This window comes from Corynebacterium lowii (assembly GCF_001412085.1).
GTDB classification, from domain to species: Bacteria; Actinomycetota; Actinomycetes; order Mycobacteriales; family Mycobacteriaceae; genus Corynebacterium; species Corynebacterium lowii.
The window spans coordinates 217,404-243,130 of sequence record NZ_LKEV01000002.1 but is presented as its reverse complement, the minus strand read 5'-3'; the positions used below and the strand labels follow the sequence as shown (position 1 = coordinate 243,130).

Sequence of the window (25,727 nt, the reverse complement as noted above, 5' to 3'; positions counted from 1 at the left end):
TTTGTCCCGGTTAAGGGAAAATTACTTTTCTTTCTCGGGAATGTCACCAAGGCCTAATAAGAAAATACGGAGCAAGGCCGTTAACTGTTTCTTTTCCTGCGCAGAAAGGTGACTGGTCAGGGAATCGAGATTTTCGATATGGTGCGTGAGGAGCTTATCTACTAAGGATTGCCCCTCGGGGGTGAGTGCGATGAGCACGCTTCTCCTGCTTTGTGGATCGGTACGGCGGGTGACGAGTCCTTTCTTCACCAATCGGTTCACTCTATTTGTTAGGGCACCGGAAGTCACCATGCTTTCTTGGGTGAGTTCTCCGGCGGACAGTTCCCCCGCGCGGCGCAGGGTGGCGAGTACATCAAACTCCCATCCCTCCACACCATGAGCCGAGAACACATCTGTGATAGCGGATCGGGCAAGGATCGCTGCGCGCTGTAGTCGGCCAACGAGCCCCATCGCTGTGAAGTCGATGTCAGGGTGCTCCTGGTGCCACTGCTCCAAGATGCCATCGACTCGATCATGCTCGGTAGAGGGGTGCGGAAGTTCCAGGTTATCGCTCATTTTCACCTTATCCCTAGACGTATCGCGCTGGGAGTGATACCGTCTCTGCTAAATATTTTAACGTTAAGATATTTTGACTTGTTGATCTTCTGGGGCTGTGTGGCTGGGTGTGCATCGTTGCCTTGACATGCCTTGGAGATCGTCACCGATTCTAGATTAATCCTATTGTTGCAGTTTGAGGGGATGTTAATGTATGGCCGTACTGTCTCATAATGAACCATTCCCGTACTTAAAACTGGCAGGACTATCCTTTGCTGCCTTTCTGGCGATAATGACAGAAACGGTACCTGCTGGCTTGTTGCTTGATATGAGTCAAGATTTTGGCACGTCAACGGGTACCATTGGACAATTCCTTACGGCGTATGCCGTTGGGTCTGTGGTTGCCGCTATACCGGTGATGACCGCTACCAGAGCGGTACCTCGGCGTAAACTTCTGATTATTGCAGTTTTGTTCCTGGCGGTATTCAATGCAGTAACGGCAATGACGAATATAGTTCTTATTGGTTATATATCTCGTTTTGTTGCTGGCATGGCGGGAGGCGTTGTCTGGGGTCTGGTGGCAAATTATGCACGTAGCCTTGTTTCTGAGGGGGAACAGGGGAAGGCTCTAGGGTTTATCGGTTTTGGTCAACCGATAGCCCTGGCTTTCGGTGTGCCGCTGGGGTCCTGGGGAGGGAGTATTGTTGGATGGAGGGCAGTATTTTTTGCATTATCTATCATTGCCGTAGGTCTGGCGATGTGGATATGTGTTACTGTGCCTCCAAGGCCGGGTGATCGTGATGGTGATTCCTCTCTGGGGCTGCTTACTAAGGTCATATCAAGAAATGGTGTGGTATTCGTACTCTTTTCTCTTTTGGGTTGGGTGTGCGCTCATAATATTCTCTATACCTATATGTCCCCCTTCGTTGAAGGGGTTGAGGCCTCGGTGAACCTAAACGTTTCTCTTCTGGTATTTGGTGTTGCTGCGGGAACGGGCATTGTGGTTACCACGATGGTGGTTGACCGGCATCTATATGCTGCGTCGATTACTTGTGGTTTATTGTTTTTCCTGGGTTTGGCTGTTCTTGCTTTCTTCTCGGGTTCGGCTATTGCATTTTTGATAGGGCTTATTCTTTGGGGGCTGGGATTCGGTGGAGCACCCACGGTTCTTCAGACGGCACTTGCTCTACGGGCAGGCCAGTACGCGGATTTAGCTTAATCTTTCTTTGTAACGATATTCAATATTGGAGTAGGCCTGGGTGGTGCTATTGGCGGAGTGGTAGTCGCAACACTGGGCGCGGAGCATTTGCCTGGGCTTCCTGCTGTTATTTGTTTACTGGTATTGGTTTCTGTTTTGCTGAATCGCGTTGCTTTTTCCGGTAAAGAGGTGGCCTAGCAGTGGTTTCGTGGTGTCTATCCCATTGAAGCATTAGTCCTCGGCCAACGGCCCCCACGACCTATTCTCCGGCCGGTAATGCTTGTGCCGTTCGCGCTCCTCGGCACTGACCTTGACGCGGTGTTGCTGGCGCAGTTCTTCCTTATATTCCTCGATATTCTCGCGGGCTGCGGCCATTGTCTCGCGGATCGAACTATCAGCACCGTCGTTGCCGCGCTCTTTCCAGGGTTTCAGGATGAAAAATTCGGGCAGAGAACCTACGAGGGCGCTAAGCGCACCCAGGCGCATATACCGGGAACCCCCAAGCAGAGCGGCAATAACTCCTCCGGCTAGCGCCGGGGTAACAAGGTGATTGAGTGCCGCCACCGGCCCCGAGGGATTATGCGTTTTGTATCGGTGCACCAATGGGCGATCAAACACCGCGGTGAACACGGAACCACCCAGCCCGGCGAGAAAAGAAATACCCGCGCACCTGCCCAGGGAAAGCCGGGGCGTGGTGCGCAGGTAACTGGCGGGGGCGAGTACACAGAAAGCGGCGGCCCCGTTCAACGGAGCGAGGGTGATAGTCCCGGCGAGGACTGCCTTAAAGGGATAAGGCTTAAAAGACGTATCCATGCGCCCCAAGCCTAAGAGTCCGGGAAAGTTTCTGCCCGGACTCCGCACGGATCAAAGCCCTGCGCAGGCCTCACCCCTCGGGAGACTTTTAAATCCCCGCGCGCTCCACACCGTGCAGCTCGGAGTCCTGAGCCAGGCCTTCGCCCTCATAGATGGCTGCGCTGCGCGGGCTGTGGGTGTTGGTGTACTCCGCAAAAGAGAGCACCATGCCGCCGAGCACGGAATCCTCCGGCTTTCCGGTGAAGGTGCCGTGGTAGGAGCCGTTCACCACGGCCCACCACTTCGGGCCGGTGGCGCGGTCGTAGAGAATACGGGAAAGCGGATGGGGTACTAGAGATTCGTTTTCCGCCACGGCAAAGAGCACCGGCTTGGTGGTGGCGGGGGAGGCCATGCCAAAGTCTGCCGGGCCGGGGTTGACGGCCACCACGCCGGTGACGCGGAAGTTCTCGTCCCCAGCCTTGCGGGCCGCCTGGTCCAGGGTCTCGGAGACGCGCACCACGGAGCCGCCACCGGCGGAGTGACCCACGAGGGTGGTCTGCGCGGTGTCGATCTTGCCGAAGAGCGGGTTAGCGGCGTCGCGGTTGGCGTCGATAGCCTTGGCGGTAGCCAGTTCTACCTGGTAGCCAAACCAGTTCACAAAGGAGTAGCCCAGGGCCACCACGTAGCCGTGGGAGGCGTACAGCTCCGCCTGGCGGGAGACCAGGCCGGGCTCGGCACCGATGCCGGGGCTGAGCACCACGAGCGGGGCGCGTTCCATCTGGGCGATGTCGGCGGGGTAGATGAACTTCACGCCCAGGGGAGATTCTTCGCCCGCGGGGAAGGTGTCGTAGCAGGGGGCGCCGTCGGGCACGCCGTGCTGGAAACGCAGAATCTGGTTATAGGTGGAAAAGGCGAGGTCGGTGCACTCGTGGGTCTGGTCGGTGGCGGCCACGGGGTGCGGGCCAACCTGGCCGAAGGTGGTGCGGATAGCCCCGGCGGGTTCGTTGTAGGGGGCGGTGGCGATCACGCCGGTGCTGCCCTCCGCAGCGAGGTTTTCGGGCACGGGCAGGGTGATGTTGTGCTCCAGGTTGGGGATGTCGCTGGAGGAGGGGGCGGCGTGAGCGATGCCCGGTGCCACGAGGGTGAGGGCGAGGGCAGCGCTCAGTGCTGTGCGTTTCACAGAAACCATAGCCTTTCTTGATAAAAAAATGACAAAATGAATATAAATGACAGGGAGGGAAAGATACTAAAGTGACCACCCGTATGGAGGTGGCCTGAATCGCGCTAGAATCCGTGAGCATGAGTAGCACGCGATCTGTCGAACCCATCCACGCCTCGGACATACAGTTAGCCCAGGCGAGGATTTCGTCTACGATCGCCCAGACGCCTCTGCAATACTGCCCCCGCCTTTCCGAGGCCACGGGCGCGCAGGTGTACCTCAAGCGCGAGGACCTGCAAGATGTGCGTTCCTACAAGATTCGCGGGGCGATGAACTCCGTGAGCCAGCTCAGCGCGCAGGAGCGCGCGGCGGGGATCGTAGCGGCGTCGGCAGGCAATCATGCTCAGGGCGTGGCCTATGCCTGTAGAACCCTGGGTATCCAGGGCAAGATCTTTGTGCCCAATCAAACCCCCAAGCAAAAGCGCGACCGTATCCGCGTGCATGGCGGGGAGGCGGTGGAGCTGGTGGTTACCGGAGATAGCTTCGATGAGGCCGCGCAGGCCGCGCGTGCCGACGCCGCCGAGCGCGGAGCCACCGTGGTAGAGCCTTTCGACGCCCGCCCCACCGTCATCGGGCAGGGCACCGTGGCCGCGGAGGTCTTGGCGCAGTTGACCGCCGAGGGCAAGGCACTGGATACCATTGTGGTGCCCGTGGGCGGGGCCGGGTTGGTCTCCGGCGTGCTCAGTTATGTGGCGGATATGTCCCCGCGCACCGCCGTGGTGGGCGTGGAGCCGCGCGGCGCGGCCTCCCTCCAGGCGGCGATCCGCAACGACGGCCCGGTGACCCTGGAAAGCGTGGATCCCTTTGTGGACGGCGCCGCCGTGAAGCGCCTGGGGGCCTTGAACTGGGAGATCGTGGAGGCCAACCTGGGCCGGCTGCACGCGATGGACGTCTCCGAGGGCTCCGTGTGCACCGAGATGCTTGATCTCTACCAAAATGAGGGCATCATTGCCGAGCCCGCCGGTGCTCTCTCCGTGGCGGCCCTGCGTGAGTTGAAACTCCAACCCGGCGAGGTGGTGGTGTGCATCATCTCTGGGGGCAATAATGACGTGCTGCGCTATAACGAGGTGATGGAACGCTCCCTGGTGCACCGGGGCCTCAAGCACTACTTCCTGGTGAACTTCCCCCAGGAGCCGGGGCAATTGCGCCACTTCCTCGAAGAGGTGCTGGGAGAGGGCGATGATGTTACCCGCTTTGAATACCTCAAGCGCAATAACCGAGAGACCGGAACCGCACTGGTGGGCGTGCAATTAACCAAGGCCGCCGACCTCGCTCCGCTGCTAGAGCGCATGGAGAACTCGCGTCTGGACTGCCGCCAACTAGAGCCCGGTAGCCCGGAGTACGAGTTCGTGATCTAGATGTACACGCGCCCCGCAGCGGAAACCATCACGAACACCCTGGAAATCAAGCGCTCGCGCTTTATCACCCACATTGCCAGGGTCACCGATGAAGCCTCGGCGCGGGCCTTTGTGGACTCCGTGCGCGCGGCTTTTCCCGACGCCCGCCACCATTGCAGCGCCTATATCTACCACGTGGAGGGCGCTAACCCCGTGGAACGCTTCTCCGATGACGGCGAACCCTCCGGCACCGCCGGAACCCCCATGCTGGAACAACTGCGCGGTTCCGGGATGGTGGACATCGCCGCGGTGGTGGTGCGCTACTTCGGAGGTATCAAGCTCGGCGCCGGGGGATTGGTGCACGCCTATTCCAACTCCGTGGGCGAGGCCCTCCCCCTGGTGCGGCGCACCACCCGGGCACGCAAAGAACTGTGGCGCCTCGATCTGCCACACGCCCAGGCCGGGCGCTACGAGGCGGAACTGCGCGCCAGGGGAATCACCGTGACCGAGGTGGAATACGGCGCGCAGGTGACTCTCACTTTGGCCGCCGATCCCGGCGCGGGCGAGGAACTAGCCCAGACCATTAGCGCCATTACCTCGGGGGCGGTGGCACCGAGGGCCGCCGGAAGCACCTGGGTGGAGGGGTAGACTATCCCACCATGAGTATGCAGCAGCGCCCCAGCAACCCCATCGAGGCCCGCAAGCAGGCCGCCCGCGCCTATAGCCGCAACGCGGCGATATGGGGCGTGGGTGGCGTTGCCGGTGGCGTGGTACTCGCCGTGGCGCTGAGCCCCTGGTGGATATGGCTGCTGCTGGGCCTGGTGGTGAGCGTGGCCGGGGCCGGGCACTACTGGAACAAGGTGCGCCAGGTGGTCAACCACCGGGACGAGTACTAATGCCGCAGGCAGATACCACCCCGGCCGGAACACCCGTGCGTATCGACGCCTGGGTGTGGGCCGTGCGCCTGCTTAAAACCCGCTCGGAGGCCGCTACCGCCTGCCGCGCCGGGCACGTGAAGATTAATGGGGAGAGCGTGAAGCCCTCTCAGCAAGTGGTGCCCGGTGACCGGGTGCGCGTGTGGGCACATCACCAGGAAAAGGACGTCGAAGTGGTGGCCACCGTGTGCAAAAGGGTGGGGGCAGCGGTGGCGGCCCAGTGCTACGTGGACCACACACCACCGCCCCCACCCAGGGAGGTATTTGTTCACCTACCACAGCGAGAGCGCGGCAGCGGCAGGCCCACCAAGAAGGAACGCCGCCAGCTCGATCGGCTGCGCGGACGTTCCTGAAGTGCTCGGGCGGGCTATTTGGGTGAACCGCCCGGGCAAGCTACCCAGGCGCCTTGTAGGTAGCGCCGGGGTTTTAGAGGCCGAACTGGCGCAGCAGCTCCGTGAGGCTCAGGCCCCACACGTGAACGAAATCGGAGAGGCGCTCAGAAACGGTAAAAAGCGTGGACATTTTTATCACCTTTCATCAGAGGTTGTCTCCCACCATGTTAGTGCTTATGCGGGTTCGCGCATGGCTCGGAGGCGTCGGGCGAGTCGCTGCGGGCGCTGCGCGGCCCTATTGCCCGTCTGCCCGGTGAGCGCGATGTGCTCGCGCCCGTAGCGCCGCAAGAGTAGGTCGTCGATAATGCGCACCTGGCTGGGGCGATAGCGGTATCTCATGGCGCGGTGCACAGCATCAATATCGGATTCTTCCAGCAAATCCCGCAGTTGCCCCATGCGGGTGATCCCATGAGCGCTCAATAATTCCTGCAACCAGCGGTAATGATCGGAGCGGGAGCGCGGAAAGCGCGATTCCAGCAGCACGGCCAGAACACCGGGGAGGGTTTCAGCGGTGAGTTCCACCTCATCCCCGGCATCCATCTGGGGGCTCTTGAGGGCGGCGATCTGGTCAAATTGCTGATCGGCTAGTTCAATCAGCCCCGCCGCCAGGGTAAAAGCGCGATCCACGCGGGGATCGAGTTTTTCCTTGCCGCTCTTATAGCGAATATCGTGCTCAAACTCCGCCCAGGCGTGTTGAAGCACGGTGCGCACCTGAACCTCAAAGGCCATGCCGCGGAAATCCTCTAGTTCGTCGGCGTCCTCCTCCACCCGCAGCACTAGGTGGTGAGAGCCATAGCCGAAGTCCCCGGCCACCCGCGTTTGCTCGGCCTTATCCACGGAGCGCAGCACGTGGAAGGACTTAGCCAGCACGTTCACGGCCACCGGAATCTCCGTGGAATGAAAGGTGGTTACCCGCACCCCGATGAGGTCATGGATATTCTTCCACGGGTCCGGGTACAGCGGGCTGCCATCATCGGAGCGTTTGCGGGCCTTGGCCTTGAGGGAAGGCCAGGACTTAATCCGGGCTACCACGCGATCATAGGTAACACCGGCATCAGAAAGCAGCTCCTCAATGGCATCGACAAAACGCTCCTCGGCCTCGGGGTGGGAGCGCACCCATTCGTGATACGTGGTGCCAAGGCGGGCAATGGTGTTGGTGCTATCTGGCATGGTGCCGCCCGATGTTACCCGTGCTCAAAGCAGGGCGCTTAAGACAGGGAGGGGAAACCGTGCTGGTAGACGATGGGGAGCGGGGAGATTCGCACCGGAATGAAGGAAATGTCTATGCGGTGCCCGTATGGTGCGGCGAGGAGAATATCGGCACGCGGGGCGTAATACCACGGGGGTTCTCCTTTGCCTAGGGCCGTGAGGTGGTGGTGCAAAACGGTAAAGGGATACGGGTGAGCCAGCCAGGAGGTAGGCAGCGCGCCGGGGCAGTCCACCTGCCACACGGGCTGGCCGCGAAAATTGCGGTGTAATCCGGTGGCGGCCCGGGTACGAAAGCGCGTGCCGTGGGTACATTGCGCGGAGCTAAGAAGTTCCGTGGCCGCGCGATCCCATGCCTGGTGCAGGCTCAGATCGAGGGAGTTAATGTCACCGTGGGAGATGCCCTCGCCCCCGAGGGATAATCCAGCGGCAAAATTGCGCGATAACATCACCGTGGCCTGCGAGTGGAAATAGTGCTCGTCAAGGCAGGGATCGCTCTCGGGGAGGCGGGCGAGAAGCGTGGGGCGCAATAAAGCGGGGGAGAAAAGAGCGGGAGCGGTCATGGCGTTAAGCCTCCTTGGCGGCGGAGCTGGTTAAGAAGAGTCAGTTAAAGGCTTAGACTGCTCCGCCGGGCCTATGGTTCCCGCTTCGAGCTTAAAAGGGCGGTTCCTCATTGAGGCCTAGGGCCGCCAGCAGCTCTTCCTGCGACCAAATCTCGATGGGCTGCCCCTGCTCCTGCAGTTCCTCGGCCCGCTTGTGCTTGGAGGTCTTGGTGGTCCACGCGCCGGTCACCAGCACCGTGGTTTTCTTCGTTACGTTCTTGCCGATCTGCGCGCCTTGATCGGCAATGCGCTGCCACAGCGTGCCCTTATCAAAGGGCTCAAAGTCACCGGAGAGGGTCACGTGATGGCCAAAGAGGAGCCCATCGGGGGAGGCCTCGGGATTGGGTTCTGGAATGACCTCGGGGGTAGATACCGCGCGCCACGAGTTCTTTTTCTTTGCCGGAGCCTTCTTCTCGGGCGCGGACTCGGGCACAGTATCAAGGAGAATCGCCTGCTGGGAGCCACCCAGTTCGCGCTGCTGAGCGGCGATACCCGCTCCGGTGCGATCCTTGAGCACCGGGAATACCTTGTCCGCGCCCAGGGTGCCTAGGGTAAAGCCCTGAGAGTGAATAAAACCGATGGTCGATCCTTCCCAGTCCTGCCGCGCCGCCAGGGCCGCCACGATGGACCCGCAGGCGTGGGCATCGGCCAGGGCGTCGTGGTGATGATCGAGTTCCACGTCCAGGGCGGCGGCCACGGTGGGCAGGCGGTGATTGCGCACGTCGAGGCGCTGGACTCGGGAGAGCGCGAGGGAACACCCAAAGGAGAGGGCAGGGGCGCTGATACCGGCGGCGGCGCAGGCACGGTGGAGGGCGGTGGCGTCGAATTGCGCGTTATGCGCCACGAAGGGCAGATCGCCGATGAAGGCGGTGACCTCGGGTAGCACTTCGGCGAAGGTGGGGGACTGGGCGACGTCGCTTTCTGCAATTCCGTGGATACGCACGTTGGCGGGATCAAAGCCGGGCACCGGAGGTTGGCACAGCCACGAGGCGGTGTCCTGGGCGATGCCGTCGATAAAACGCACCACGCCGATCTGGCACACCGAGCCCCAATCGGCATTGGCGGTCTCCACGTCTAAGGCCACGAAGTCTAGGCCGGATACCTGCGCACCCGGAAGCGCGGGGTCCTCCCCGCGCAGGGCGGCGTCGATAGCCTGAGCGCATTGCCGGGCCTGTGCCTCTTGGTTGGGAGCAAAGCGCAGCCGCACCGGGGCGTGTTCCGCCTCCGAGTCGGAGGGAAGGAGGTCTACCCAGCCACCTTGATAGGCGGTGGGCAGGTGGCTTTCCACGCCAGCCACCTGAGCAAGGGGCACGGTGTACTGGGGCTTTCCGGCGAGGGCGGCGGCGAGTTCTGAATAAGTAATCAGCACCTCATCGGCAGAGATACTTACCTGTGCGCCATGAGCCGGAATCACGTGGAAGCCCTTTCTTTCGGCAAAAATCAACGAGGGCCGCGGCGGCCCCTGCGCGATAGCCTACTCGGCATCCGCGACGCTGAATCGAGCGCGCTCGTGGGCGGGCTTTTCCACCTCATCGAGCAGCGCCACGGCAAAGGTGCCGGTGCTCACGAAGGAACCGGCAGGGGTGTCGTCGGAAAGCCGATAGGAGGCGGCCGCCGGGCCGGGGGCGATCTCGGGGGAGGGGGCCAACATGGTCCAGTTCACCTGCTCGGGGGCCTGGCGGTACAGCCCTAGGATCTTCACAAAGGCCTGGGCCTCGGTCTTATATTCCTCGGGGAAACCGGGGCTTTCCACCAGCAGGGTGCCCTCCGGGGTGCTCAGGCCACCGGCACCGCCCACCACGAGCAGGCGGGTTTTGGGAGCCGCCGCCAGCAGGTTGCGGTGAGCCTCAACGATGGCCTCGGATTGCCCCGTGGCGCGGTTGATGGGAACGGTGAGCACCAGGACGTCGGCACTGCGGGCGGACTCCACGAGCGCGGCAGTATCGGCAATATCCCCGGTGCGGTACTCCACGCCCTCGATGGGCTCGGTGGGGGTGTGCCGCGAGAGGCCCACTACCTCGTGCCCGCGGGATACGGCCTCGGCGGCCACAGCCGCGCCGACCATTCCGGTGGCTCCCATAATGACGATCTTGGACATAGTGTGCTCCTTTATTTCCTGCGCTGAGGCGGTTGCGGTCAGATTCATGTGCTCTAACCCCGCGAGCACAGCGCCTATTCCCTGAGAAAAAGAGTCACCGCGCCCCGCCGCACAGGCGGTGGGTTCCCCGGCGATGTCGCGGAGCTGCTGGCGAGCCTGCTCCATCGTGGCCGAACCCAGCACAAAGGCCAGGAAGGTCGTGGCGGCAATTTCCCCCAAACCCGCCGCCGAGCGGCAGGCCCCAAGCATCTCGCGGTGCAGGGCAGGCATGGATAATCCAGCCGTGACGATCTCCGCCCCATCGCGGTGCCGCAGCAGGCAGGAGCGCAGCAGATGGGCATAATCGACGGCCCCGGTGGGGGCGGCCTCTAAAACGGGAGCAAGAATATGGCGGGCCAGTATCTCAATGAGGTGCTGCTTGCTTTCCACATGCCAATACAGCGCCCCAGGGGTGACCTCCAGGTGCCGGGCCAAACGCCGCATGGAAAGATCCGCCAGCCCGTAGGAGTTCACAATGGTGAGGCTGGCGGCGATAATGGCATCGCGGTGAAGGCGCACCCCACCACCTTATCCACCATCGCCCTCGTGGGGAGGCCATCCCTTGCGGTCATCGTGGCTCTCAGAGGGGTTGCGCCAGATTGCTTTACGACGCCGCCTACCAGCCCTATGTAACGTTGCGCGCCGAGGTGGAGGATAGTGCTTGATAGAGTGAACACCAGTCAGGCAGTACGCACCGACGCAATCACAAAAGGAGAACGCTCCGTGATGAACTTTTCCGCTTCCGCTAAGGCCTTGATCGCCGCCGCCGTGGTTACCCCGCTCGTGCTCAGCGGTTGCAGCAGTGATTCCGGAGACTCGGAAGATACCTCCACGGCGGCTGCCACCACCTCGGCTTCGTCCCAGGCGGCCTCAGCCTCGGCAGCCCCTAGTACGTCGGCGGCACCGGCTCCCGCCAATACCGCCTCTGCCTCGCCCGCGGCACCTCCGCAGGCCGCGGCCGCCTCCGCGCAGCAATCCGCCCCGCCCGCAGCCGTGCAGGCCCAAGGTCAACAAGGCGCTCAGGGGGGCCAGAACCAGGATCAGCAAAACCAGGGCCAGCAGGGGCAGCCGCTGCCGGCTCAGGGGGATAATAGTGGTCTGCCGATCGCCACCGTAGACCCCATTCCCAGTGGTCAGCCCGCCAATGCTCAGGACTCCGAGGCCATTCGCACCCTGGTGACCGGTTTTAATAACGAGACCACCATGCGCCGCAAGATGGAATACCTCCCGGAGCACACCTGTTCCAGGGTGATTCAGGAAAATGGCGGCCCGGAGGCCTTTGATTTCTCCGCGATCCCGGACGTGGACCTCAACCAGATGCCGGGTGGGGAGCAGTACGATTCCTCGGTAGCGGAGGTGCGTGACATCGTGGTGGACGGGGATCAGGCCTCCGCCACGGTGGTGGCTAATACCAATAATGGCCCCTCTGAGGCCACTCAGCGTTTTAGCCGCGAAAACGGTTCCTGGACCTTCTGCAACTAAATGCGATCCCGAGCGCGCAATTTTGTGGGGGCCGCCAGCGGGGTTGTGGCATTGAGCGTGGTGGCCTTCTTCGCGCTGGGACTGATCTGGGGGCTGAGCTATCCCACCTACCGGGGCACCGTGGTTTCCGGCGGCGCGATGGAGGTGGATGCGGGATCTGGTCAGGAGTTTCGATCCTGGGCGCTGCTGGTATTCGGTTCCGGGGCGCTTTCTGCGGCAATGGCCGTGGCGGTCTTTTTGCGTTCGGCCCGCAGCAGGGGATTGGCCATGCAACTGTGGCTGGCCGTGACCTCGGTGGTGGGCACGGTCTTGGCCTATGACGCTGGCCTGTGGCTGGCGCGTTTGAGGCTCCCCGTCCCCTCTCTTGAATCCCTGCATCCGGGCGACACCATAGAGATGGTGGGCGCCGTGAGCCTGGGTGCTCCCATTGCCGTGCTCTTCCCGGCTTTGATGTCCACCCTGGCGTATTGGAGCTGCGCCGTGGTTTCCCGTTCCGATGAGGTTTTAGATACAGCGGACCCGGCCAGATATTACAATCAGGGAGCAGAAATTCGCCCCTGACGGAAGGCAGCGTGCTTCCATGATGCAACGTATTGATTTGACCGGTAGCAAGCCCACAACCGCGCAATTGCGGCGTCGCCTGCCCCGAGGCCGCACGGACGTGGCCGCGGTATCGGAATCCGTCAGCCCCATTCTCACGGCGGTACGGGAGCGCGGGGCACAGGCCGCCCTGGACTACGGGGAGCGCTTTGATGGGGTGCGCCCCGAGGCCGTCCGGGTGCCTCAAGCTATTATCGACGCCGCCGTGGCCGCCACCAGCAAGGACGTGCACGAGGCGCTGAAACAGGCCATCGAACGCGTGCGCCGCGTGCACGCCGATCAGGTGCCCACCACCCACACCACCGAGCTGGCCCCCGGCGCGCGGGTAACCGAGAAGTTCCTGCCTATCGAGCGCGTGGGGCTCTATGTGCCCGGCGGCAAGGCGGTGTATCCCTCCAGCGTGATGATGAATGTGATTCCCGCCCAGGAGGCCGGGGTGGAGTCGATGGTGGTGGTCTCCCCGCCGCAGGCGGATCACGGAGGATGGCCGCACCCCACGATTTTGGCGGCCTGCGCGCTGTTGGGAGTGGAGGAGGTGTGGGCCGTGGGTGGTGCTCAGGCGGTGGCGCTCATGGCCTATGGCGATGATGAGGCGGGCTTGCGCCCGGTGGATATGATTACCGGCCCCGGCAATATCTTTGTGACCGCCGCCAAGCGCCTGGTGCGCGGCGTGGTGGGCACGGATGCCGAGGCCGGCCCCACCGAGATCGCCATTGTGGCCGATGAGAGCGCCGATCCGGTGTACCTGGCCTATGACCTCATCAGCCAGGCGGAGCATGATCCGATGGCCGCCAGCGTGCTCATCACGGATTCCGTGGAGCTGGCCGATGCCGTGGAAAAAGAGGTAGAGGCCCGCTATACCGTCACAGCCAATGCCGAGCGCGTGGCCGAGGCCCTGCGCGGGGAGCAGTCCGGCATTGTGCTGGTGGATTCCCTAGATGTGGCCTTGGCTACCGCCGATGCCTATGCCGCCGAGCACCTAGAGATTCACACCCGTCAGGCGGAAAGCGATGCCGAGCGCATCCGGCACGCCGGGGCGATCTTTGTGGGGCCGTACTCCCCGGTGCCCCTGGGAGATTACGCGGCGGGCTCCAATCACGTTTTGCCCACCTCGGGCACCGCGCGCTTTAACCCGGGCCTTTCCACCCACACCTTCCTACGCCCGGTCAATACCATTTCCTACGACCGGGACGCCTTGCGCCAGATTGCCCCGGCGATTATCGCCCTGGCCGAGGAGGAGCGCCTGCCCGCCCACGGTGAGGCCATCCGCGCCCGCTTTGATACCGAGGAGAATTAAGACCATGACCACCCCCGATTACGCCTCCGGCACGGTGGCACCGCAGGTGCGCCTGGAAGATTTACCCCTGCGCGAGGAATTGCGCGGCCAGCAGCCTTATGGTGCCCCGCAGCTAGACGTGCCGGTGCGGCTTAATACCAATGAGAACCCCTATGAGCCCTCGCCGGGTTTGATCGCAGAGCTCACTGAGCGGGTGCGCGACCTCGCTGCGGGGCTGAACCGCTACCCGGACCGCGACGCCGTCGAGCTGCGCACTGCGCTTGCGCAGTACGTGAGTAGGCAAACCGGGGTGGCGGTGAGCGTGGATAATCTCTGGGCCGCCAATGGTTCCAACGAGGTCTTGCAGCAGTTGCTTCAGGCCTTCGGCGGGCCGGGGCGCACAGCACTGAGCTTTAGCCCCAGCTATTCCATGCACCCGATTCTCAGCGAGGGCACCCAAACCACCTGGATCAGCCAGCCGCGCGACGCCGCCTTCCAGATCGACGTGGAGGCGGCCCTAGAGGCGTTGCGGGAACAGCGCCCAGAGATCGTCTTTGTGACCACCCCCAATAACCCCACGGGTTCGGTGCTCCCGCTGCCGGACCTGCGCCGCATCATCGAGGCCGCCCCCGGCCTGGTGATCGTGGATGAGGCCTATATGGAGTTTTCCGCCTCCCCCTCGGCGGTGTCGCTCATTGAGGAATACCCCACCAAAATGGTGGTATCGCGCACCATGTCCAAGGCCTTTGACTTCGCCGGGGGGCGCCTGGGCTACCTGGTGGCCGCCCCGGCGGTGATTGAGGCGATCATGCTCGTGCGCCTGCCCTATCACCTTTCCACCCTGAGCCAGGCGGCGGCGTTGGCCGCCCTCAACCACGCGGAAGAAACCCTCGCCACGGTGCGCCGCATCGTGGAGGAGCGCGAGCGCGTGGCCGCGGGCCTGGAAGAACTCGGTGTGGCGGTGGTGCCCAGCGAATCTAACTTCCTTTTCTTTGGCGGCATGGAGGATGCCCCCGCCATCTGGCAGCAATTCCTGGATAGGGGAGTGCTGATCCGAGACGTCAAGGTACCGGGGCACCTGCGCGTGACCATCGGCAAGCCGGAGGAAAACGACGCCTTCCTCACCGCAGCGGCAGAGATTTTCAAGGATTAAGTACAAGGCGAAAGGAACCACACCATGCCGCAACGCATTGGGCGCTCCGAGCGCGCCACGAGCGAATCACAGATCACGGTGGAGATTAATCTCGATGGCACCGGCACCTCGGAAATCAGCACCGGCCTGCCCTTCTTCGATCACATGCTCACCGCCTTTGCCACGCACGGCTGCGTGGACTTAAAGGTGCAGGCGCGCGGCGACATCGAGGTCGATGCCCACCACACGGTAGAGGACACCGCGATTGTGTTAGGCCGCGCCATCGCACAAGCCCTGGGAACCAAGGCGGGAATCCGCCGCTTTGGCTCCCAGCAACTTCCGATGGATGAGGCCCTGGTAGAGGCCGTAGTGGATATTTCCGGCCGCCCCTACTTTGAGATGCGCGGGGAACCGGAACACATGGTGCACCAGATCATCGGCGGGCACTATGCCACGGTGATTAACCGGCACTTCTTTGAAACTCTCGCCACGCACTCCCAGACCACCCTGCACATCGTGTGCCACTATGGGCGCGATCCCCACCACATCACGGAGGCGGAGTACAAGGCCGTGGCCCGCGCCCTGCGCCAGGCCTGGGAGCCCGATCCCCGGGTGGATAGTATTCCCTCCACGAAGGGAGCACTCTAAGTGCCACGGGATCTTGTTACAGTGTCCGTGATGGCAGCCCAGGAGGCCGGTTCTGCGAATAGCTGGTTTATCTATTTGCTGTTTGCCGTGGCGGGCCTGCTGGTGGGCGGAACGTGGTCCGCCTATCAAAATGGGGCAAAGAAGCTCGCCATCGTGTGCGGTGTTGTGGCCGCTATCGCCTTGGCGGGCGCGGTGTTGTGGTTGATTGGAGGAATGAGCTAAGTGGCATCCCAGGGGTTTGAACACGCGAATCGAACCACAGAACGGCATCGTACAAGCGTGTGGCAAACCCCCGGCTATATTCCCACCCTCATCGCTGTAGCGTGCGCCTTTGGCTCATGGTCCCTGCTGCTGCCCGTGGTGCCTTCCGCGGTGCTCGATGGCGGCGGCGGTGATTTCCTCGCCGGAGCCACCACGGGGGTGTTCATGGCGGCCACGGTGCTCACGCAGATAGCCACTCCGGCGCTGCTGCGCCGCTTTGGCTATAACCCAGTAATGATGGCCGCCGCGCTGATTTTAGGGCTGCCCTCCCTGGGCTACCTCCTGGGAATGAGCACCGGCCCGGCCCTCCTCTTCTCCGCCATTCGCGGGGTGGGCTTTGGAGCGCTCACCGTGGCGGAATCGGCCCTGGTGGCAGAACTCGTGCCCGTGCGCTTTTTGGGGCAGGCCTCGGGAATGCTCGGCGTTTTTGTGGGCTTGGCTCAAATGCTCTGCCTGCCCCTGGGCCTGGCCTTGGCCCAAACTCCCCTGGGCTATCCGGGGGTCTATGCGCTTGCCGCCGTGGTGGGGGTACTGGCCGGGGCCATGTGTTTGAAGATTCCCCGCATCAAGGCGGCTCGGGGTGACAAGGGAGAAAACGCGGTGCCCAGCGCCTCCACCTGGAAGTTGGTCACGGTTCCGGCCCTGGCCGTCACCAGTATCTCTATGGGCTTTGGCGCCGTTTCCTCCTTCCTCCCGGCGGCAGTGACGGCCCTGGACGCGAATCTCGGCGCACTCCTGGCCGGAATTATGCTGGCGATCGTCAGCGGTGCCTCCATGATTTTCCGCTTTGGCGCGGGGGTGGTGGCAGATCGCCGGGGCGCGCCGGGAGCCATGATGATCCCCGGCCAAATCCTGGCGGGTGTGGGCATGGTGATTACCGCTGCGGTGCTGTTCACAGAGGCCTCCGCCTGGTGGCTGGTTGTGGCCGCGGTGGCCTTTGGCGGTGGCTTCGGCGTGGTGCAAAACGAGGCTTTGCTTTCCATGTTTGTTCGCCTGCCGCGCTCCAAGGTCTCGGAGGCCTCCGCGATCTGGAATATCGCCTATGATTCCGGCACCGGCCTGGGCTCTTTTATTTTGGGGGCGGTGGCGGCGCGGGCGGCATACTCCGGGGCCTTTGCCACGGCGGCGGTGCTCATTGGGGCGGGTATAGCGATGACCTTGGCCGATAGCCTTGCTGGCCGTCACCGTATTACCGAGCACCACAATACTCGTGCGCTGCTGCGCCAAATACCGGCGGCGCGGCGCGCGGTGCAGCTGTTGCGGCGGCGGCGATAAGCACCCTGAGCGGCAGGGCGGCAGGCTAGAATGAGCGGCATGTCTGCTCAGGTGGTTCTTTTGGATTATGGTGCCGGTAACCTGCGTTCGGCGCAGCGCGCCCTGGAACACGTGGGAGCGCAGGTGAGCGTGACCTCCGACGCCGAGGAGGCCACGCAGGCTGATGGGCTCGTGGTACCGGGGGTGGGGGCATTTTCCTATTGCATGGAGGGGCTGAACTCCATCTATGGCCCGCGGATTATCGGGCAGCGCCTGGCCGGGGGGCGACCTGTCTTAGGAATCTGCGTGGGCCACCAGGTGCTTTTTGAACGTGGCCTGGAACACGGAGTGGATACGCCGGGCTGTGGGCAGTGGCCCGGCACGGTGGAAAAGCTCCATTCCCCGGTGCTGCCTCACGTGGGCTGGAATACGGTGGAGACCCCGGCGGGTTCTGCGATGTTTGAGGGCATTGGGGCGGAGGAGCGCTTTTACTTTGTGCACTCCTTTGGGGTGCGCACCTGGGAGTTTGAGGGTGATGATCTCACCGAGGCTCCCGCGGTGACCTGGGCGGAATACGGCGGGGATCGCTTTGTGGCGGCGGTGGAAAACGGCCCGCTGTGGGCCACGCAGTTCCACCCGGAAAAATCCGGGGAGGCGGGTTTGAGGCTGCTCTATAACTGGGTACAGCAGTTATAACTTTTCGCCCCGCACCGGGGTTAGAATGTGTGCCTATGAGCCTCACACTCCTGCCCGCAGTAGACATTTCCGAAGGTAAGGCGGTGCGCTTGCACCAAGGGGAGGCTGGTACGGAGAAATCCTACGGCAGCCCCTTTGACGCCGCCCTGGCCTGGCAGGAGCAGGGTGCCCAGTGGATTCACCTGGTGGATATTGACGCCGCCTTTGGGCGCGGCAGCAACCACGAGGTGCTGGCGCAGATCGCGGGCACCCTGGACGTGCACGTGGACCTCGCCGGGGGAATCCGCGACGACGCCTCCCTAGAACGCGCCCTGGCCACGGGGGCCTCCCGCATTAATATCGGCACCGCCGCCATAGAAAACCCCGAGTGGATTGCCGGGGTGCTTGCACGGCACGGGGAGAAGATCGCCATTGACCTCGCCGCCCAGGAAATTGATGGGGAGTGGCGCGCCAAGACCCGAGGCTGGGCTGCCGACGCCGGGGATCTCTGGGAGATTCTGGAACGCTTCGACGCCGCGGGTTGCCAGCGCCTCGTGGTCACCGACGTTTCCCGTGACGGCACGCTGAGCGGGCCGAATGTGGATTTGCTGCGCGGGGTTTCCGCCGCTACCGACGCCACCGTGACGGCCTCGGGCGGTGTCGCCAGCATTGAGGATATTAAGGCGCTGGCGGCGGTGAGTGGCGAGGGCATTGATTCCGCGATCGTGGGCAAGGCCCTGTACGAGGGGGCCTTTAGCCTGAGCGAGGCCCTGGCGGCTCTGGACGCGGTGGCCGGCGGTGGCCGTGACCACAGCGCCACCGCACCGCGCGGATAGATTGCGAGCACAGGTCAGCCACGGGCAGAGGTAAGCCCAAGGACACAGGTAACCCAAGCGCATAGCTCAGCCGAAGCGAAGGATAGGCAGATGGATACCCAGGAATTATTGGCCGTAGCCCAGGCGGTGATGGACGAGGCCGAGGCCATGTTCCTGCGCGGCGTGGGAACGATGGAGCGCTACGAGAAGGCCCCCGGCGAGTACGTCACCGAGGTGGACCTGAGCATCGAGGAATATCTGCGCACCACGCTCACGCAGTTCACCAGAATACCCGTTTATGGGGAGGAACGGGGCGGGCACCTGGGTAAGGAGCCCGTGTGGGTGATTGATCCCATCGACGGCACCGCCAACTACGCCGTGGGTAACCCCCTGTGCGCCATCTTGCTCAGCCTGCTGGTGGAGGAACAACCCGTGCTCGCCCTGTGCTCCCTGCCGCTGTTAGAGCGCCGCCTCAGCGCGGTAGCCGGCGGTGGCCTGCGGGTCAATGGCCGCGAGCACCCGCCGCTGCTCACCAGGGATACCTCCATTGCTCAGGTGGGTTTCTCCTCGTTGTCCTCCCAAAGCCAATGCGTGTATTCCACCCCCACCCGCCACGATCTCCTGGCTGCGCTTTCCCAAACGCACCTGCGCCCCAGGGTCACCGGCTCGGTGGGGGTGGACCTCGCCTTTGCCGCCCAGGGTATCTTCGCCGGGGCCGTATCCTTTTCCCCTCATACCTGGGATAATGCGGCCGGGGCGCTGCTGGTGCGCGAGGCCGGGGGCGTGGTCACCGATCCCGAGGGCGGCCCCTGGGTTCCCTCTTCCCCCGGCGTGGTGGTGGGCGAGGCTGACACCCACGCTCTCTTGGTGGGTACGATGAGAACGTTGGAATCCTCAACGGCGGAAAGGTAACCGATGGCGCTGGCGGTACGGGTGATTCCCTGCCTGGACGTAGACGAAGGCCGGGTGGTCAAGGGGATCAATTTCAGTGATCTCAGGGATGCCGGCGACCCCGTGGAGCTGGCCGCCCGTTACGGGCGCGAGGGGGCCGATGAGGTGACCTTCCTCGACGTCAGCGCCTCCTCCTCCGGGCGCAGCACCATGATTGAGGTGGTGCGCCGCACCGCCGATACGCTTTTTATTCCGCTCACCGTGGGCGGCGGGGTGCGCAGCGCGGAGGACGTGCGCGCCCTCCTGCGCGCCGGGGCGGATAAGGTCTCGGTGAATACCGCCGCGTTGGCCCGCCCGGAGTTGCTGCGCGAACTCTCCGAACAGTTCGGCGCCCAGTGCATCGTGCTTTCCGTGGATGCGCGCCGCAGCGCGGAGCAGCCCTCCGGCTTCGAGGTGACCACGCACGGGGGGCGTCGCTCCGCGGGGGTGGACGCGGTGGAATGGGCGCGCAAAGCCCAGGAATTGGGCGTGGGGGAGATTCTGCTGAACTCGATGGATGCTGATGGCACCCGCGATGGCTTTGATCTGGAGCTGATTCGCCTGGTGCGCGCGGCGGTGAGTATTCCGGTGATTGCCTCGGGCGGGGCGGGCAAGGCCGCCGATTTTCCCCCGGCCGTGGAGGCGGGGGCCGATGCCCTTCTGGCGGCTTCCATCTTCCATTTTGGGGTGACCTCCATTCCGGAGGTCAAGGAGGCCCTTGCCGGAGCGGGCGCGGAGGTGCGGCGATGAACGTAGAAGATTACGTGCTCGATCCGCAGATTGCTCAGCGGGTGCGCTTTAACGATCAGGGCTTGGTGCCCGCCATCGCGCAGGACGCCCACAGCGGTGCGGTGCTCATGCTCGCCTGGATGGATGCTACTGCGCTGGCTCATACGCTGGCTACCCGGCAGGGCACCTATTGGTCGCGCTCGCGGGGTGAATACTGGGTGAAGGGAGCCACCTCCGGGCATACCCAGCGGGTGCGGGAGGTACGCCTGGATTGCGATGGCGATACTGTGCTGCTGGTCGTAGAACAGGAGGGCGCGGCCTGCCACACGGGGGATCGCACCTGCTTTGACGCCGATGTGCTTGTGCAGGAGCGAGCATGAATCGCAGGGTGGGGCGTATAGCGGCCCTTGGTTTGGCGGTGGCGGCGGCCCTGCAATGGGCGTCCTCGCGCATGACCTGGATAGCGGTGGAGGCCTTCGACGATAAATCTGGCTCCACCACGGCTTCCGTCTCCGGTTCCACCTGGTCCACGGAGCTCGTGGCCGTGGCCTTGCTGCTGGCGGCGGGATGCGTGGCGGGTTTGGCTTTGCGACGCACCGGGCGCCGCGTCGTGGGCATCGTCTGCGCGCTGGCGGGCGCGGGGCTGGCCTGGATTCCCACCCAGATTCTTATGCAGGGTGCCGATACCCAGCGCGTGCACAGCCTGCTGAGCGCCGGGGCCGATACCACCGGCGGCAGCACCGCGATGGGTACCCAAGAGGGAGCGGTGAGCCTTTCGCAGTGGGCGGAGATTTCTACGGCTACCGTGCAGTACGCGGGTCCGGTGCTCAGTATTGTGGGCGCGGCCCTGGCTGTGTTGGGTGGAGTGGTGCTGGCGCTGCGCCCTGGGGAGGATACCGCCACGATGAATCGCTACGAGCGCAAGGAGAGCCGGGAGCAGCGTTTGCGCGCCGATCTTCATGACGCCCCCGATTCCGGCCGGGTGCTGTGGGACGCCCTGGATGCCGATATTGACCCGACGGATACCGCGGACACCACGGATACCCGAGGTGCCGCGGAGGACGAGGGGCGTCGCTAGCCCCTCTGCCTGCGAGAGAGGCGGGGTTGGAAAGCGCCTTTGTACTTGATGATTTTTCTCTGAACCCCACAGGGATTAGGCTTTGGAAGAGAATCTAGTAGGTGGTTTGAGTCACGTTCGGGCCTATTGAAGGAGGCGAGCATGGCGCTCTCAACGGCGATTGATCCTATTCCCGCTCTCGCCCGCCACCATCTTGCCTTGCGTGAGGCCCGCCTCCCCTTCACCGAAGTTAAGGCTCGTTCCCGCGCCGCCACCCCCGCCCGAGACGCCTTAGCGGCCCTGCTGCGCAGCGGCTGCGGGGTGATCCCAGAGATCAAGGGGCTTGTGCGGGAAACAGAGGTGGAGGAGTGCGCCCGCGCCTTTGAAGAGGAAGGCGCCCACCTCATCGCCTGCCATGCCGAGCCCCAGTGTTTTTTGGGGGCTCTTTCCGCGATGGGCCGGGTGCGCGCCGCAGTGAGCGTTCCGGTGATGGCGCGGGGATTGTTCTTTGACCCCTACCAAATCCATGAGGCGCGTCTTTTTGGTGCCGATCTCATCCCCCTGCAATTGAGTTACCTCGATGAATACCGCTTTGTGGCCCTGGCGGACAGAGTAGAAGGCCTGGGTATGACCGCCCTGGCGGAGGTGCGCACCCCCGCAGAGGCGGAGCGGGCCCTGGATTCCGGGCTGCGAGTGTTGGGTATCAATACCCGTGACCGCGCCACGGGGGTGACTAATGCGGAACTCTTTGCCGAGATCGCCGCGGGTATGCCGGAATCTGTGGTGTGCGTGGGGCTTTCCGGGGTGGAATCCCCTGGGGACCTGCTCGCCTATGCCGCCAATGGGGCAGATGCCGTGGTGGTGGGGCGCGCGGTGCGCCAGGCCCAGGATTCGCGCGATAGCCTGCGCGCGCTCACGGCGGCGGGCCAACACCCGGCCTGCGCGGGGCGCAAGGGCGCGGGTGATTTTTAGCGCCGTTTGAGCGCCGCGCATTTTTAACGCAGCGGTGTTTAACGCGGTGGTGGGGAATAGGGCACACTGATAGGCGTGCGTGTTGATTACTTAGCCAATATCCCTTCCCCCTCGCAGGGGGTGTGGTACCTCGGCCCGGTGCCCATCCGCGCCTATGCGCTGTGCATTATCGCGGGCATTGTCGTGGCGCTGTGGCTCACCTCCCGCCGTTATGCGGCGCGCGGGGGTGATCCCAATGTGGTGTGGGACGTGGCGATTATCGCTATCCCCGCGGGGATCGTCGGCGGGCGGCTCTATCACGTGCTCACCGATTGGCCCAAGTACTTCGGTGAGGGGGCCAACCCCTGGGATGCTCTTAAAATTACCAATGGTGGCCTGGGCATTTGGGGGGCGGTGGCCCTGGGCGGCCTGGCGGTGTGGGCGTATCTGCGTCACAAGAAGGTGGCTCTGGGGCCCTTTGCCGATGCCGTGGCCCCCGGCGTGATTCTGGCCCAGGCCATCGGCCGCCTGGGCAACTGGTTTAATCAGGAGCTTTACGGGCGGCCCACGGAGGTGCCCTGGGCACTGGATATTTACCGCCGCGTGGATGAAAACGGCCGTTATGCCCCGGTCACGGGCACTTCTACGGGGGAGGTGCTGACCTCGGTGCACCCCACTTTCCTCTACGAGATGCTGTGGAACCTGCTGGTCTTTGCCCTGTTGCTGTGGATTGATCGCCGCTTCCGCCTGCGCGACGGGCAGCTTTTTACCCTGTACGTGGCGGGCTACACCCTGGGGCGTTTCTGGGTGGAGCTGCTGCGCGATGATCCCGCCACGATGGTCATGGGGCTGCGCATCAACACCATCGTGTCCACGGTGGTATTCGCCGGGGCGGTGGCGGTGTTCTTTGCTTTGCGACGCCGCGCCGGGCAGCCGGTGGAGCGCGAGTAGGGGCGTCGATAGCGGGGGCGGCTCGCCCGGCACGCAGGCGGCCGCGCGGGTACATTGGCTTAAGGAAGATGCCTCGGATAATCCCACATTAGTGGGCACGTTCGGGCATGAATCCGTGGAGATCGGAAGCGATTAGCAGTAGGGTGGAATACGTGGATAGAAGAACAAAGATTGTATGTACTCTCGGCCCGGCCGTGGCGAGCGAGACCGCCATTTTGGACCTGGTCAATGACGGCATGAACGTTGCCCGCATGAACTTCTCGCACGGTTCGCACGAGGATCATGCCCAGAACTATGCCTGGGTGCGCCAGGCTGCCAAGCAGACCGGCAAGGCCGTGGGGATCCTGGCCGATCTTCAGGGCCCCAAGATTCGCCTGGGTACCTTCGCTGAGGGTTCTACCCGGTGGGAGAACGGCGAGATTATCCGCATTACCACCGACGATGTGGAGGGGACGCACGATCGCGTGTCCACCACCTACAAGGGCCTGGCTAACGACGCCAAGCCGGGCGACCGCCTCCTGGTGGACGACGGCAAGGTGGGCTTGGTGTGCCTGGAAGTAGACGGCAACGACGTGGTGTGTAAGGTCACCGAGGGCGGCCCCGTCTCCGACCACAAGGGCGTATCCCTGCCGGGCATGGACGTTTCCGTGCCCGCCCTTTCCGAGAAGGACATCCGCGACCTGCGCTTTGCCCTGGAACTGGGCGTGGACCTCATCGCCTTGTCCTTCGTGCGTTCCCCCGGTGACGTGGACCTGGTTCACGCCGTCATGGACGAGGTGGGTCGCCGCGTGCCCGTCATCGCCAAGCTGGAAAAGCCGGAGGCCGTGGACGCCCTCGAATCCATCGTCCTGGCCTTTGACGGCATTATGATCGCCCGCGGTGACCTCGGCGTGGAGGTTCCCCTGGAGCAGGTGCCGCTCTTCCAGAAGCGCGCCGTGCAGATCGCCCGCGAGAATGCCAAGCCGGTAATCGTGGCTACCCAAATGCTGGACTCCATGATTCAGAACTCGCGACCCACCCGCGCCGAGGCTTCCGACGTCGCCAATGCTGTGCTCGACGGCGCCGATGCCGTCATGCTCTCAGGCGAGACCTCCGTGGGTGTGGACCCACACAACGTGGTGCGCACGATGGCCCGCATCGTGCGTCAGGCGGAATCCGATGGCATCGTGCCCCCGTTGGCACACATTCCGCGCACCAAGCGCGGCGTGATTTCTTACTCCGCCCGCATTATTGCCGAGCGCCTTAACGCCAAGGCCCTGGTGGCCTTCACCACCTCCGGTGATACCGCCCGCCGCGTGGCGCGCCTGCACTCCCACCTCCCGCTGCTGGTATTCACCCCCAATGAGTCCGTGCGTTCCCAGCTGGCGCTCACCTGGGGCGTGCGCACCTTCCTGGTGGATAACGTGGACTCCACGGACCGCATGATGGAAGAGGTGAACTCCGAGCTCTTGGAGATGAAGGAGTACTCCCGTGATGACATGGTGGTGGTCGTGGCCGGTACGCCTCCGGGAATCCAGGGCAACACCAACATGATTCACGTGCACCTGCTGGGCGATAGTTTCAGCAAGGCGGAATCGCAGTCCGCCCGCGGCGACGTTTAAGCGCCCCGCTTTCCGGCTCCCACTCTTAGTGGGAGCCTTTTTCATTATGATGGTGCCCATGAATCAAGAATGGGACCTTATCATCATCGGTGGCTCCGCAGCCGGAGTAGCAGCAGCGCTCACCGCCGGGCGCTGCCTGCGCCGCACCCTCGTGGTGGACGCGGGAACACCCCGCAACCGCTTCGCTGCCCACATGCACAATACCGTGGGCTTTGACGGCAAACCCCCGGCTGAGTTCGTGGCCGCAGGTCGCGCCGAGGCACAGGCCTACGGGGTGGAGTTCCTTTCTGGTACCGTCACTCGATTGCGGGAGGAAGGCACGGGGCTGGAAGTAACTATCGACGTCGCTGGTGAGGGTTCGGCTGATGGGCGGGCTGGTGCGCGGGTGCTCCGTGCTCGCCGTGTGCTGCTGGCTACCGGGGCCAGCGATGACCTCCCCGCCATACCCGGAGTTGAGCGCTTCTGGGGCAAGAGTGTGCTGCACTGTCCTTACTGCCACGGCTACGAGGTAGCCAACCAACGCCTCGGGGTAATTGCCACCTCGCCCATGAGCGCACACCAGGCCACGCTGCTCACCCAGTGGACTAAGAAGCTGACCGTATTTACTCAAGGCGTGGAATTGGCGGGAATGGAGAGGCTGCGGGCGAATGGGGTGCGCATTGTGGAATCGCCTGTTATTTCACTGAAAAGCGAAAATGAACGCCTGGCCGGAGTGCGCACTCAGGAAGGGGAATATCCCGTGGATGCGGTATTCCTGGGCTCTACGCTGCGGCTGAATATCGGCTTTGCCGAGGAACTGAACCTGGCCACCAAGGAAACCCCGATGGGTGTGGTGCTGGACGTGGACCACGCCGGGGCTACCTCGCACCCGAAGGTTTGGGCGGCGGGGAATGTGAGCAACCCTGGGGCGACGGTGCCAGTGGCGGCTGCGGCGGGTTCGCAGGCGGCTGCGGTTATCAATATGAGCCTGGTGGAGGAGGACTTGGAAGGGTAGAGGGGCTCGGGGGCGGGGG

At 63.5% G+C, this 25,727-nt stretch carries 29 protein-coding genes; 22 read left to right on the top strand and 7 right to left on the bottom strand.

The window, feature by feature from the left end; genetic code table 11:
* Positions 1–21: 21 nt before the first annotated feature.
* A complete protein-coding gene (locus tag Clow_RS04495; RefSeq protein WP_055176936.1) occupies positions 22–555 on the bottom strand; it encodes a MarR family winged helix-turn-helix transcriptional regulator in 534 nt (177 codons plus the stop codon).
* Between the two features lie 193 nt (positions 556–748).
* Here Clow_RS04495 and Clow_RS11365 point away from each other — a divergent pair, with 193 nt between their 5' ends.
* Positions 749–1,753 (top strand): MFS transporter, encoded by a 1,005-nt coding sequence (locus Clow_RS11365; RefSeq protein ID WP_082418521.1) that lies wholly within the window; start codon positions 749–751, stop codon positions 1,751–1,753.
* Between the two features lie 210 nt (positions 1,754–1,963).
* Here Clow_RS11365 and Clow_RS04490 read toward each other — a convergent pair whose 3' ends face one another.
* Both Clow_RS04490 and Clow_RS04485 read right to left on the bottom strand, forming a co-directional pair.
* A complete protein-coding gene (locus tag Clow_RS04490) occupies positions 1,964–2,545 on the bottom strand; it encodes a hypothetical protein (RefSeq protein WP_156334635.1) in 582 nt (193 codons plus the stop codon).
* Positions 2,546–2,633: 88 nt separating this feature from the next.
* Entirely contained in the window at positions 2,634–3,713 is a 1,080-nt protein-coding gene (locus tag Clow_RS04485) for an alpha/beta hydrolase (protein WP_245625699.1), read from the bottom strand.
* Between the two features lie 110 nt (positions 3,714–3,823).
* Here Clow_RS04485 and ilvA point away from each other — a divergent pair, with 110 nt between their 5' ends.
* From ilvA to Clow_RS04465, 4 genes are read left to right on the top strand one after another with little or no spacing between them, the layout of a single operon-like run.
* The gene (gene ilvA, locus Clow_RS04480) at positions 3,824–5,101 is read left to right on the top strand and encodes a threonine ammonia-lyase IlvA (RefSeq protein WP_055176930.1); all 1,278 of its coding nucleotides are present in this window, start codon (positions 3,824–3,826) and stop codon (positions 5,099–5,101) included.
* The gene (locus Clow_RS04475; RefSeq protein ID WP_055176927.1) at positions 5,102–5,728 is read left to right on the top strand and encodes a YigZ family protein; all 627 of its coding nucleotides are present in this window, start codon (positions 5,102–5,104) and stop codon (positions 5,726–5,728) included. It begins immediately after the preceding gene.
* Positions 5,729–5,739: 11 nt separating this feature from the next.
* Positions 5,740–5,976: a hypothetical protein gene (locus Clow_RS04470; protein ID WP_055176924.1), complete on the top strand. Its 237-nt coding sequence runs from the start codon at positions 5,740–5,742 to the stop codon at positions 5,974–5,976.
* Positions 5,976–6,368 carry an RNA-binding S4 domain-containing protein gene (locus Clow_RS04465; protein WP_055176920.1) on the top strand — a complete coding sequence of 131 codons (393 nt, stop codon included), beginning with the start codon at positions 5,976–5,978 and terminating at the stop codon, positions 6,366–6,368. Before Clow_RS04470 ends, Clow_RS04465 begins: the two co-directional genes overlap by 1 nt.
* 213 nt (positions 6,369–6,581) lie before the next feature.
* Here the strand turns inward: Clow_RS04465 and Clow_RS04460 are convergent, their stop codons facing one another.
* The 4 genes from Clow_RS04460 to Clow_RS12185 all read right to left on the bottom strand — a co-directional run bounded on the left by Clow_RS04460 (position 6,582) and on the right by Clow_RS12185 (position 10,871).
* On the bottom strand, positions 6,582–7,577 hold the full coding sequence (locus Clow_RS04460; protein WP_055176918.1) for a GTP pyrophosphokinase: 996 nt from the start codon (positions 7,575–7,577) through the stop codon (positions 6,582–6,584).
* A 38-nt stretch (positions 7,578–7,615) separates the two neighbouring features.
* Positions 7,616–8,176 (bottom strand): hypothetical protein, encoded by a 561-nt coding sequence (locus Clow_RS04455; RefSeq protein WP_055176915.1) that lies wholly within the window; start codon positions 8,174–8,176, stop codon positions 7,616–7,618.
* Positions 8,177–8,267: 91 nt separating this feature from the next.
* A complete protein-coding gene (locus tag Clow_RS04450; RefSeq protein ID WP_055176913.1) occupies positions 8,268–9,629 on the bottom strand; it encodes a 3'-5' exonuclease in 1,362 nt (453 codons plus the stop codon).
* A gap of 60 nt (positions 9,630–9,689) precedes the next feature.
* Complete coding sequence (locus tag Clow_RS12185; RefSeq protein WP_082418520.1) at positions 9,690–10,871, bottom strand: NAD(P)H-binding protein; 1,182 nt, start codon at positions 10,869–10,871, stop codon at positions 9,690–9,692.
* A gap of 207 nt (positions 10,872–11,078) precedes the next feature.
* On the opposite strand from Clow_RS12185, the gene Clow_RS04440 reads away from it, so the two are divergent.
* The 17 genes from Clow_RS04440 to Clow_RS04360 all read left to right on the top strand — a co-directional run bounded on the left by Clow_RS04440 (position 11,079) and on the right by Clow_RS04360 (position 25,708).
* The gene (locus Clow_RS04440) at positions 11,079–11,834 is read left to right on the top strand and encodes an Rv0361 family membrane protein (protein ID WP_055176910.1); all 756 of its coding nucleotides are present in this window, start codon (positions 11,079–11,081) and stop codon (positions 11,832–11,834) included.
* Entirely contained in the window at positions 11,835–12,395 is a 561-nt protein-coding gene (locus tag Clow_RS04435; RefSeq protein ID WP_055176908.1) for a hypothetical protein, read from the top strand. It begins immediately after the preceding gene.
* Between the two features lie 19 nt (positions 12,396–12,414).
* Complete coding sequence (gene hisD, locus Clow_RS04430) at positions 12,415–13,731, top strand: histidinol dehydrogenase (protein WP_055176906.1); 1,317 nt, start codon at positions 12,415–12,417, stop codon at positions 13,729–13,731.
* A gap of 4 nt (positions 13,732–13,735) precedes the next feature.
* A complete protein-coding gene (locus Clow_RS04425; protein WP_055176903.1) occupies positions 13,736–14,863 on the top strand; it encodes a histidinol-phosphate transaminase in 1,128 nt (375 codons plus the stop codon).
* Positions 14,864–14,887: 24 nt separating this feature from the next.
* On the top strand, positions 14,888–15,490 hold the full coding sequence (gene hisB, locus Clow_RS04420) for an imidazoleglycerol-phosphate dehydratase HisB (protein ID WP_055176900.1): 603 nt from the start codon (positions 14,888–14,890) through the stop codon (positions 15,488–15,490).
* Positions 15,491–15,520: 30 nt separating this feature from the next.
* Positions 15,521–15,712 (top strand): hypothetical protein, encoded by a 192-nt coding sequence (locus Clow_RS04415; RefSeq protein ID WP_055177557.1) that lies wholly within the window; start codon positions 15,521–15,523, stop codon positions 15,710–15,712.
* Positions 15,713–15,769: 57 nt separating this feature from the next.
* Complete coding sequence (locus Clow_RS04410) at positions 15,770–17,026, top strand: MFS transporter (RefSeq protein ID WP_055176895.1); 1,257 nt, start codon at positions 15,770–15,772, stop codon at positions 17,024–17,026.
* 39 nt (positions 17,027–17,065) lie between these two features.
* Positions 17,066–17,701, top strand: coding sequence for an imidazole glycerol phosphate synthase subunit HisH (gene hisH / locus Clow_RS04405; RefSeq protein WP_211256926.1), 636 nt, complete (start codon positions 17,066–17,068; stop codon positions 17,699–17,701).
* Positions 17,702–17,736: 35 nt separating this feature from the next.
* On the top strand, positions 17,737–18,516 hold the full coding sequence (gene priA / locus Clow_RS04400; protein WP_055176889.1) for a bifunctional 1-(5-phosphoribosyl)-5-((5-phosphoribosylamino)methylideneamino)imidazole-4-carboxamide isomerase/phosphoribosylanthranilate isomerase PriA: 780 nt from the start codon (positions 17,737–17,739) through the stop codon (positions 18,514–18,516).
* A 90-nt stretch (positions 18,517–18,606) separates the two neighbouring features.
* The gene (locus tag Clow_RS04395; protein ID WP_055176887.1) at positions 18,607–19,407 is read left to right on the top strand and encodes an inositol monophosphatase family protein; all 801 of its coding nucleotides are present in this window, start codon (positions 18,607–18,609) and stop codon (positions 19,405–19,407) included.
* A 3-nt stretch (positions 19,408–19,410) separates the two neighbouring features.
* A complete protein-coding gene (gene hisF, locus Clow_RS04390) occupies positions 19,411–20,175 on the top strand; it encodes an imidazole glycerol phosphate synthase subunit HisF (RefSeq protein ID WP_055176884.1) in 765 nt (254 codons plus the stop codon).
* Entirely contained in the window at positions 20,172–20,534 is a 363-nt protein-coding gene (hisI, locus tag Clow_RS04385) for a phosphoribosyl-AMP cyclohydrolase (protein WP_055176881.1), read from the top strand. The genes hisF and hisI overlap by 4 nt, the downstream gene beginning before the upstream one ends.
* On the top strand, positions 20,531–21,232 hold the full coding sequence (locus Clow_RS04380) for a TIGR02234 family membrane protein (protein ID WP_055176879.1): 702 nt from the start codon (positions 20,531–20,533) through the stop codon (positions 21,230–21,232). Before hisI ends, Clow_RS04380 begins: the two co-directional genes overlap by 4 nt.
* A 141-nt stretch (positions 21,233–21,373) precedes the next feature.
* Positions 21,374–22,183, top strand: a complete 810-nt coding sequence (locus Clow_RS04375; RefSeq protein WP_055176876.1) for an indole-3-glycerol phosphate synthase TrpC — start codon at positions 21,374–21,376, stop codon at positions 22,181–22,183.
* Between the two features lie 75 nt (positions 22,184–22,258).
* Positions 22,259–23,113: a prolipoprotein diacylglyceryl transferase gene (lgt, locus tag Clow_RS04370; RefSeq protein ID WP_055176873.1), complete on the top strand. Its 855-nt coding sequence runs from the start codon at positions 22,259–22,261 to the stop codon at positions 23,111–23,113.
* Between the two features lie 152 nt (positions 23,114–23,265).
* Positions 23,266–24,714 (top strand): pyruvate kinase, encoded by a 1,449-nt coding sequence (gene pyk / locus Clow_RS04365; protein WP_055177554.1) that lies wholly within the window; start codon positions 23,266–23,268, stop codon positions 24,712–24,714.
* Positions 24,715–24,772: 58 nt separating this feature from the next.
* A complete protein-coding gene (locus Clow_RS04360; protein WP_069724573.1) occupies positions 24,773–25,708 on the top strand; it encodes an NAD(P)/FAD-dependent oxidoreductase in 936 nt (311 codons plus the stop codon).
* Positions 25,709–25,727 lie beyond the last annotated feature (19 nt).

Excerpts from the sequence above, each read along its gene's own strand:
- Clow_RS04495 (WP_055176936.1), bottom strand. The coding sequence starts at position 555 with ATGAGCGATAACCTGGAACTTCCGCACCCCTCTACCGAGCATGATCGA.
- Clow_RS11365 (WP_082418521.1), top strand. The coding sequence starts at position 749 with ATGGCCGTACTGTCTCATAATGAACCATTCCCGTACTTAAAACTGGCA.
- Clow_RS04490 (WP_156334635.1), bottom strand. The coding sequence starts at position 2,545 with ATGGATACGTCTTTTAAGCCTTATCCCTTTAAGGCAGTCCTCGCCGGG.
- Clow_RS04485 (WP_245625699.1), bottom strand. The coding sequence starts at position 3,713 with ATGGTTTCTGTGAAACGCACAGCACTGAGCGCTGCCCTCGCCCTCACC.
- ilvA (WP_055176930.1), top strand. The coding sequence starts at position 3,824 with ATGAGTAGCACGCGATCTGTCGAACCCATCCACGCCTCGGACATACAG.
- Clow_RS04475 (WP_055176927.1), top strand. The coding sequence starts at position 5,102 with ATGTACACGCGCCCCGCAGCGGAAACCATCACGAACACCCTGGAAATC.
- Clow_RS04470 (WP_055176924.1), top strand. The coding sequence starts at position 5,740 with ATGAGTATGCAGCAGCGCCCCAGCAACCCCATCGAGGCCCGCAAGCAG.
- Clow_RS04465 (WP_055176920.1), top strand. The coding sequence starts at position 5,976 with ATGCCGCAGGCAGATACCACCCCGGCCGGAACACCCGTGCGTATCGAC.
- Clow_RS04460 (WP_055176918.1), bottom strand. The coding sequence starts at position 7,577 with ATGCCAGATAGCACCAACACCATTGCCCGCCTTGGCACCACGTATCAC.
- Clow_RS04455 (WP_055176915.1), bottom strand. The coding sequence starts at position 8,176 with ATGACCGCTCCCGCTCTTTTCTCCCCCGCTTTATTGCGCCCCACGCTT.
- Clow_RS04440 (WP_055176910.1), top strand. The coding sequence starts at position 11,079 with ATGAACTTTTCCGCTTCCGCTAAGGCCTTGATCGCCGCCGCCGTGGTT.
- Clow_RS04435 (WP_055176908.1), top strand. The coding sequence starts at position 11,835 with ATGCGATCCCGAGCGCGCAATTTTGTGGGGGCCGCCAGCGGGGTTGTG.
- hisD (WP_055176906.1), top strand. The coding sequence starts at position 12,415 with ATGATGCAACGTATTGATTTGACCGGTAGCAAGCCCACAACCGCGCAA.
- Clow_RS04425 (WP_055176903.1), top strand. The coding sequence starts at position 13,736 with ATGACCACCCCCGATTACGCCTCCGGCACGGTGGCACCGCAGGTGCGC.
- hisB (WP_055176900.1), top strand. The coding sequence starts at position 14,888 with ATGCCGCAACGCATTGGGCGCTCCGAGCGCGCCACGAGCGAATCACAG.
- Clow_RS04415 (WP_055177557.1), top strand. The coding sequence starts at position 15,521 with ATGGCAGCCCAGGAGGCCGGTTCTGCGAATAGCTGGTTTATCTATTTG.
- hisH (WP_211256926.1), top strand. The coding sequence starts at position 17,066 with ATGTCTGCTCAGGTGGTTCTTTTGGATTATGGTGCCGGTAACCTGCGT.
- priA (WP_055176889.1), top strand. The coding sequence starts at position 17,737 with ATGAGCCTCACACTCCTGCCCGCAGTAGACATTTCCGAAGGTAAGGCG.
- Clow_RS04395 (WP_055176887.1), top strand. The coding sequence starts at position 18,607 with ATGGATACCCAGGAATTATTGGCCGTAGCCCAGGCGGTGATGGACGAG.
- hisF (WP_055176884.1), top strand. The coding sequence starts at position 19,411 with ATGGCGCTGGCGGTACGGGTGATTCCCTGCCTGGACGTAGACGAAGGC.
- hisI (WP_055176881.1), top strand. The coding sequence starts at position 20,172 with ATGAACGTAGAAGATTACGTGCTCGATCCGCAGATTGCTCAGCGGGTG.
- Clow_RS04380 (WP_055176879.1), top strand. The coding sequence starts at position 20,531 with ATGAATCGCAGGGTGGGGCGTATAGCGGCCCTTGGTTTGGCGGTGGCG.
- Clow_RS04375 (WP_055176876.1), top strand. The coding sequence starts at position 21,374 with ATGGCGCTCTCAACGGCGATTGATCCTATTCCCGCTCTCGCCCGCCAC.
- Clow_RS04360 (WP_069724573.1), top strand. The coding sequence starts at position 24,773 with ATGAATCAAGAATGGGACCTTATCATCATCGGTGGCTCCGCAGCCGGA.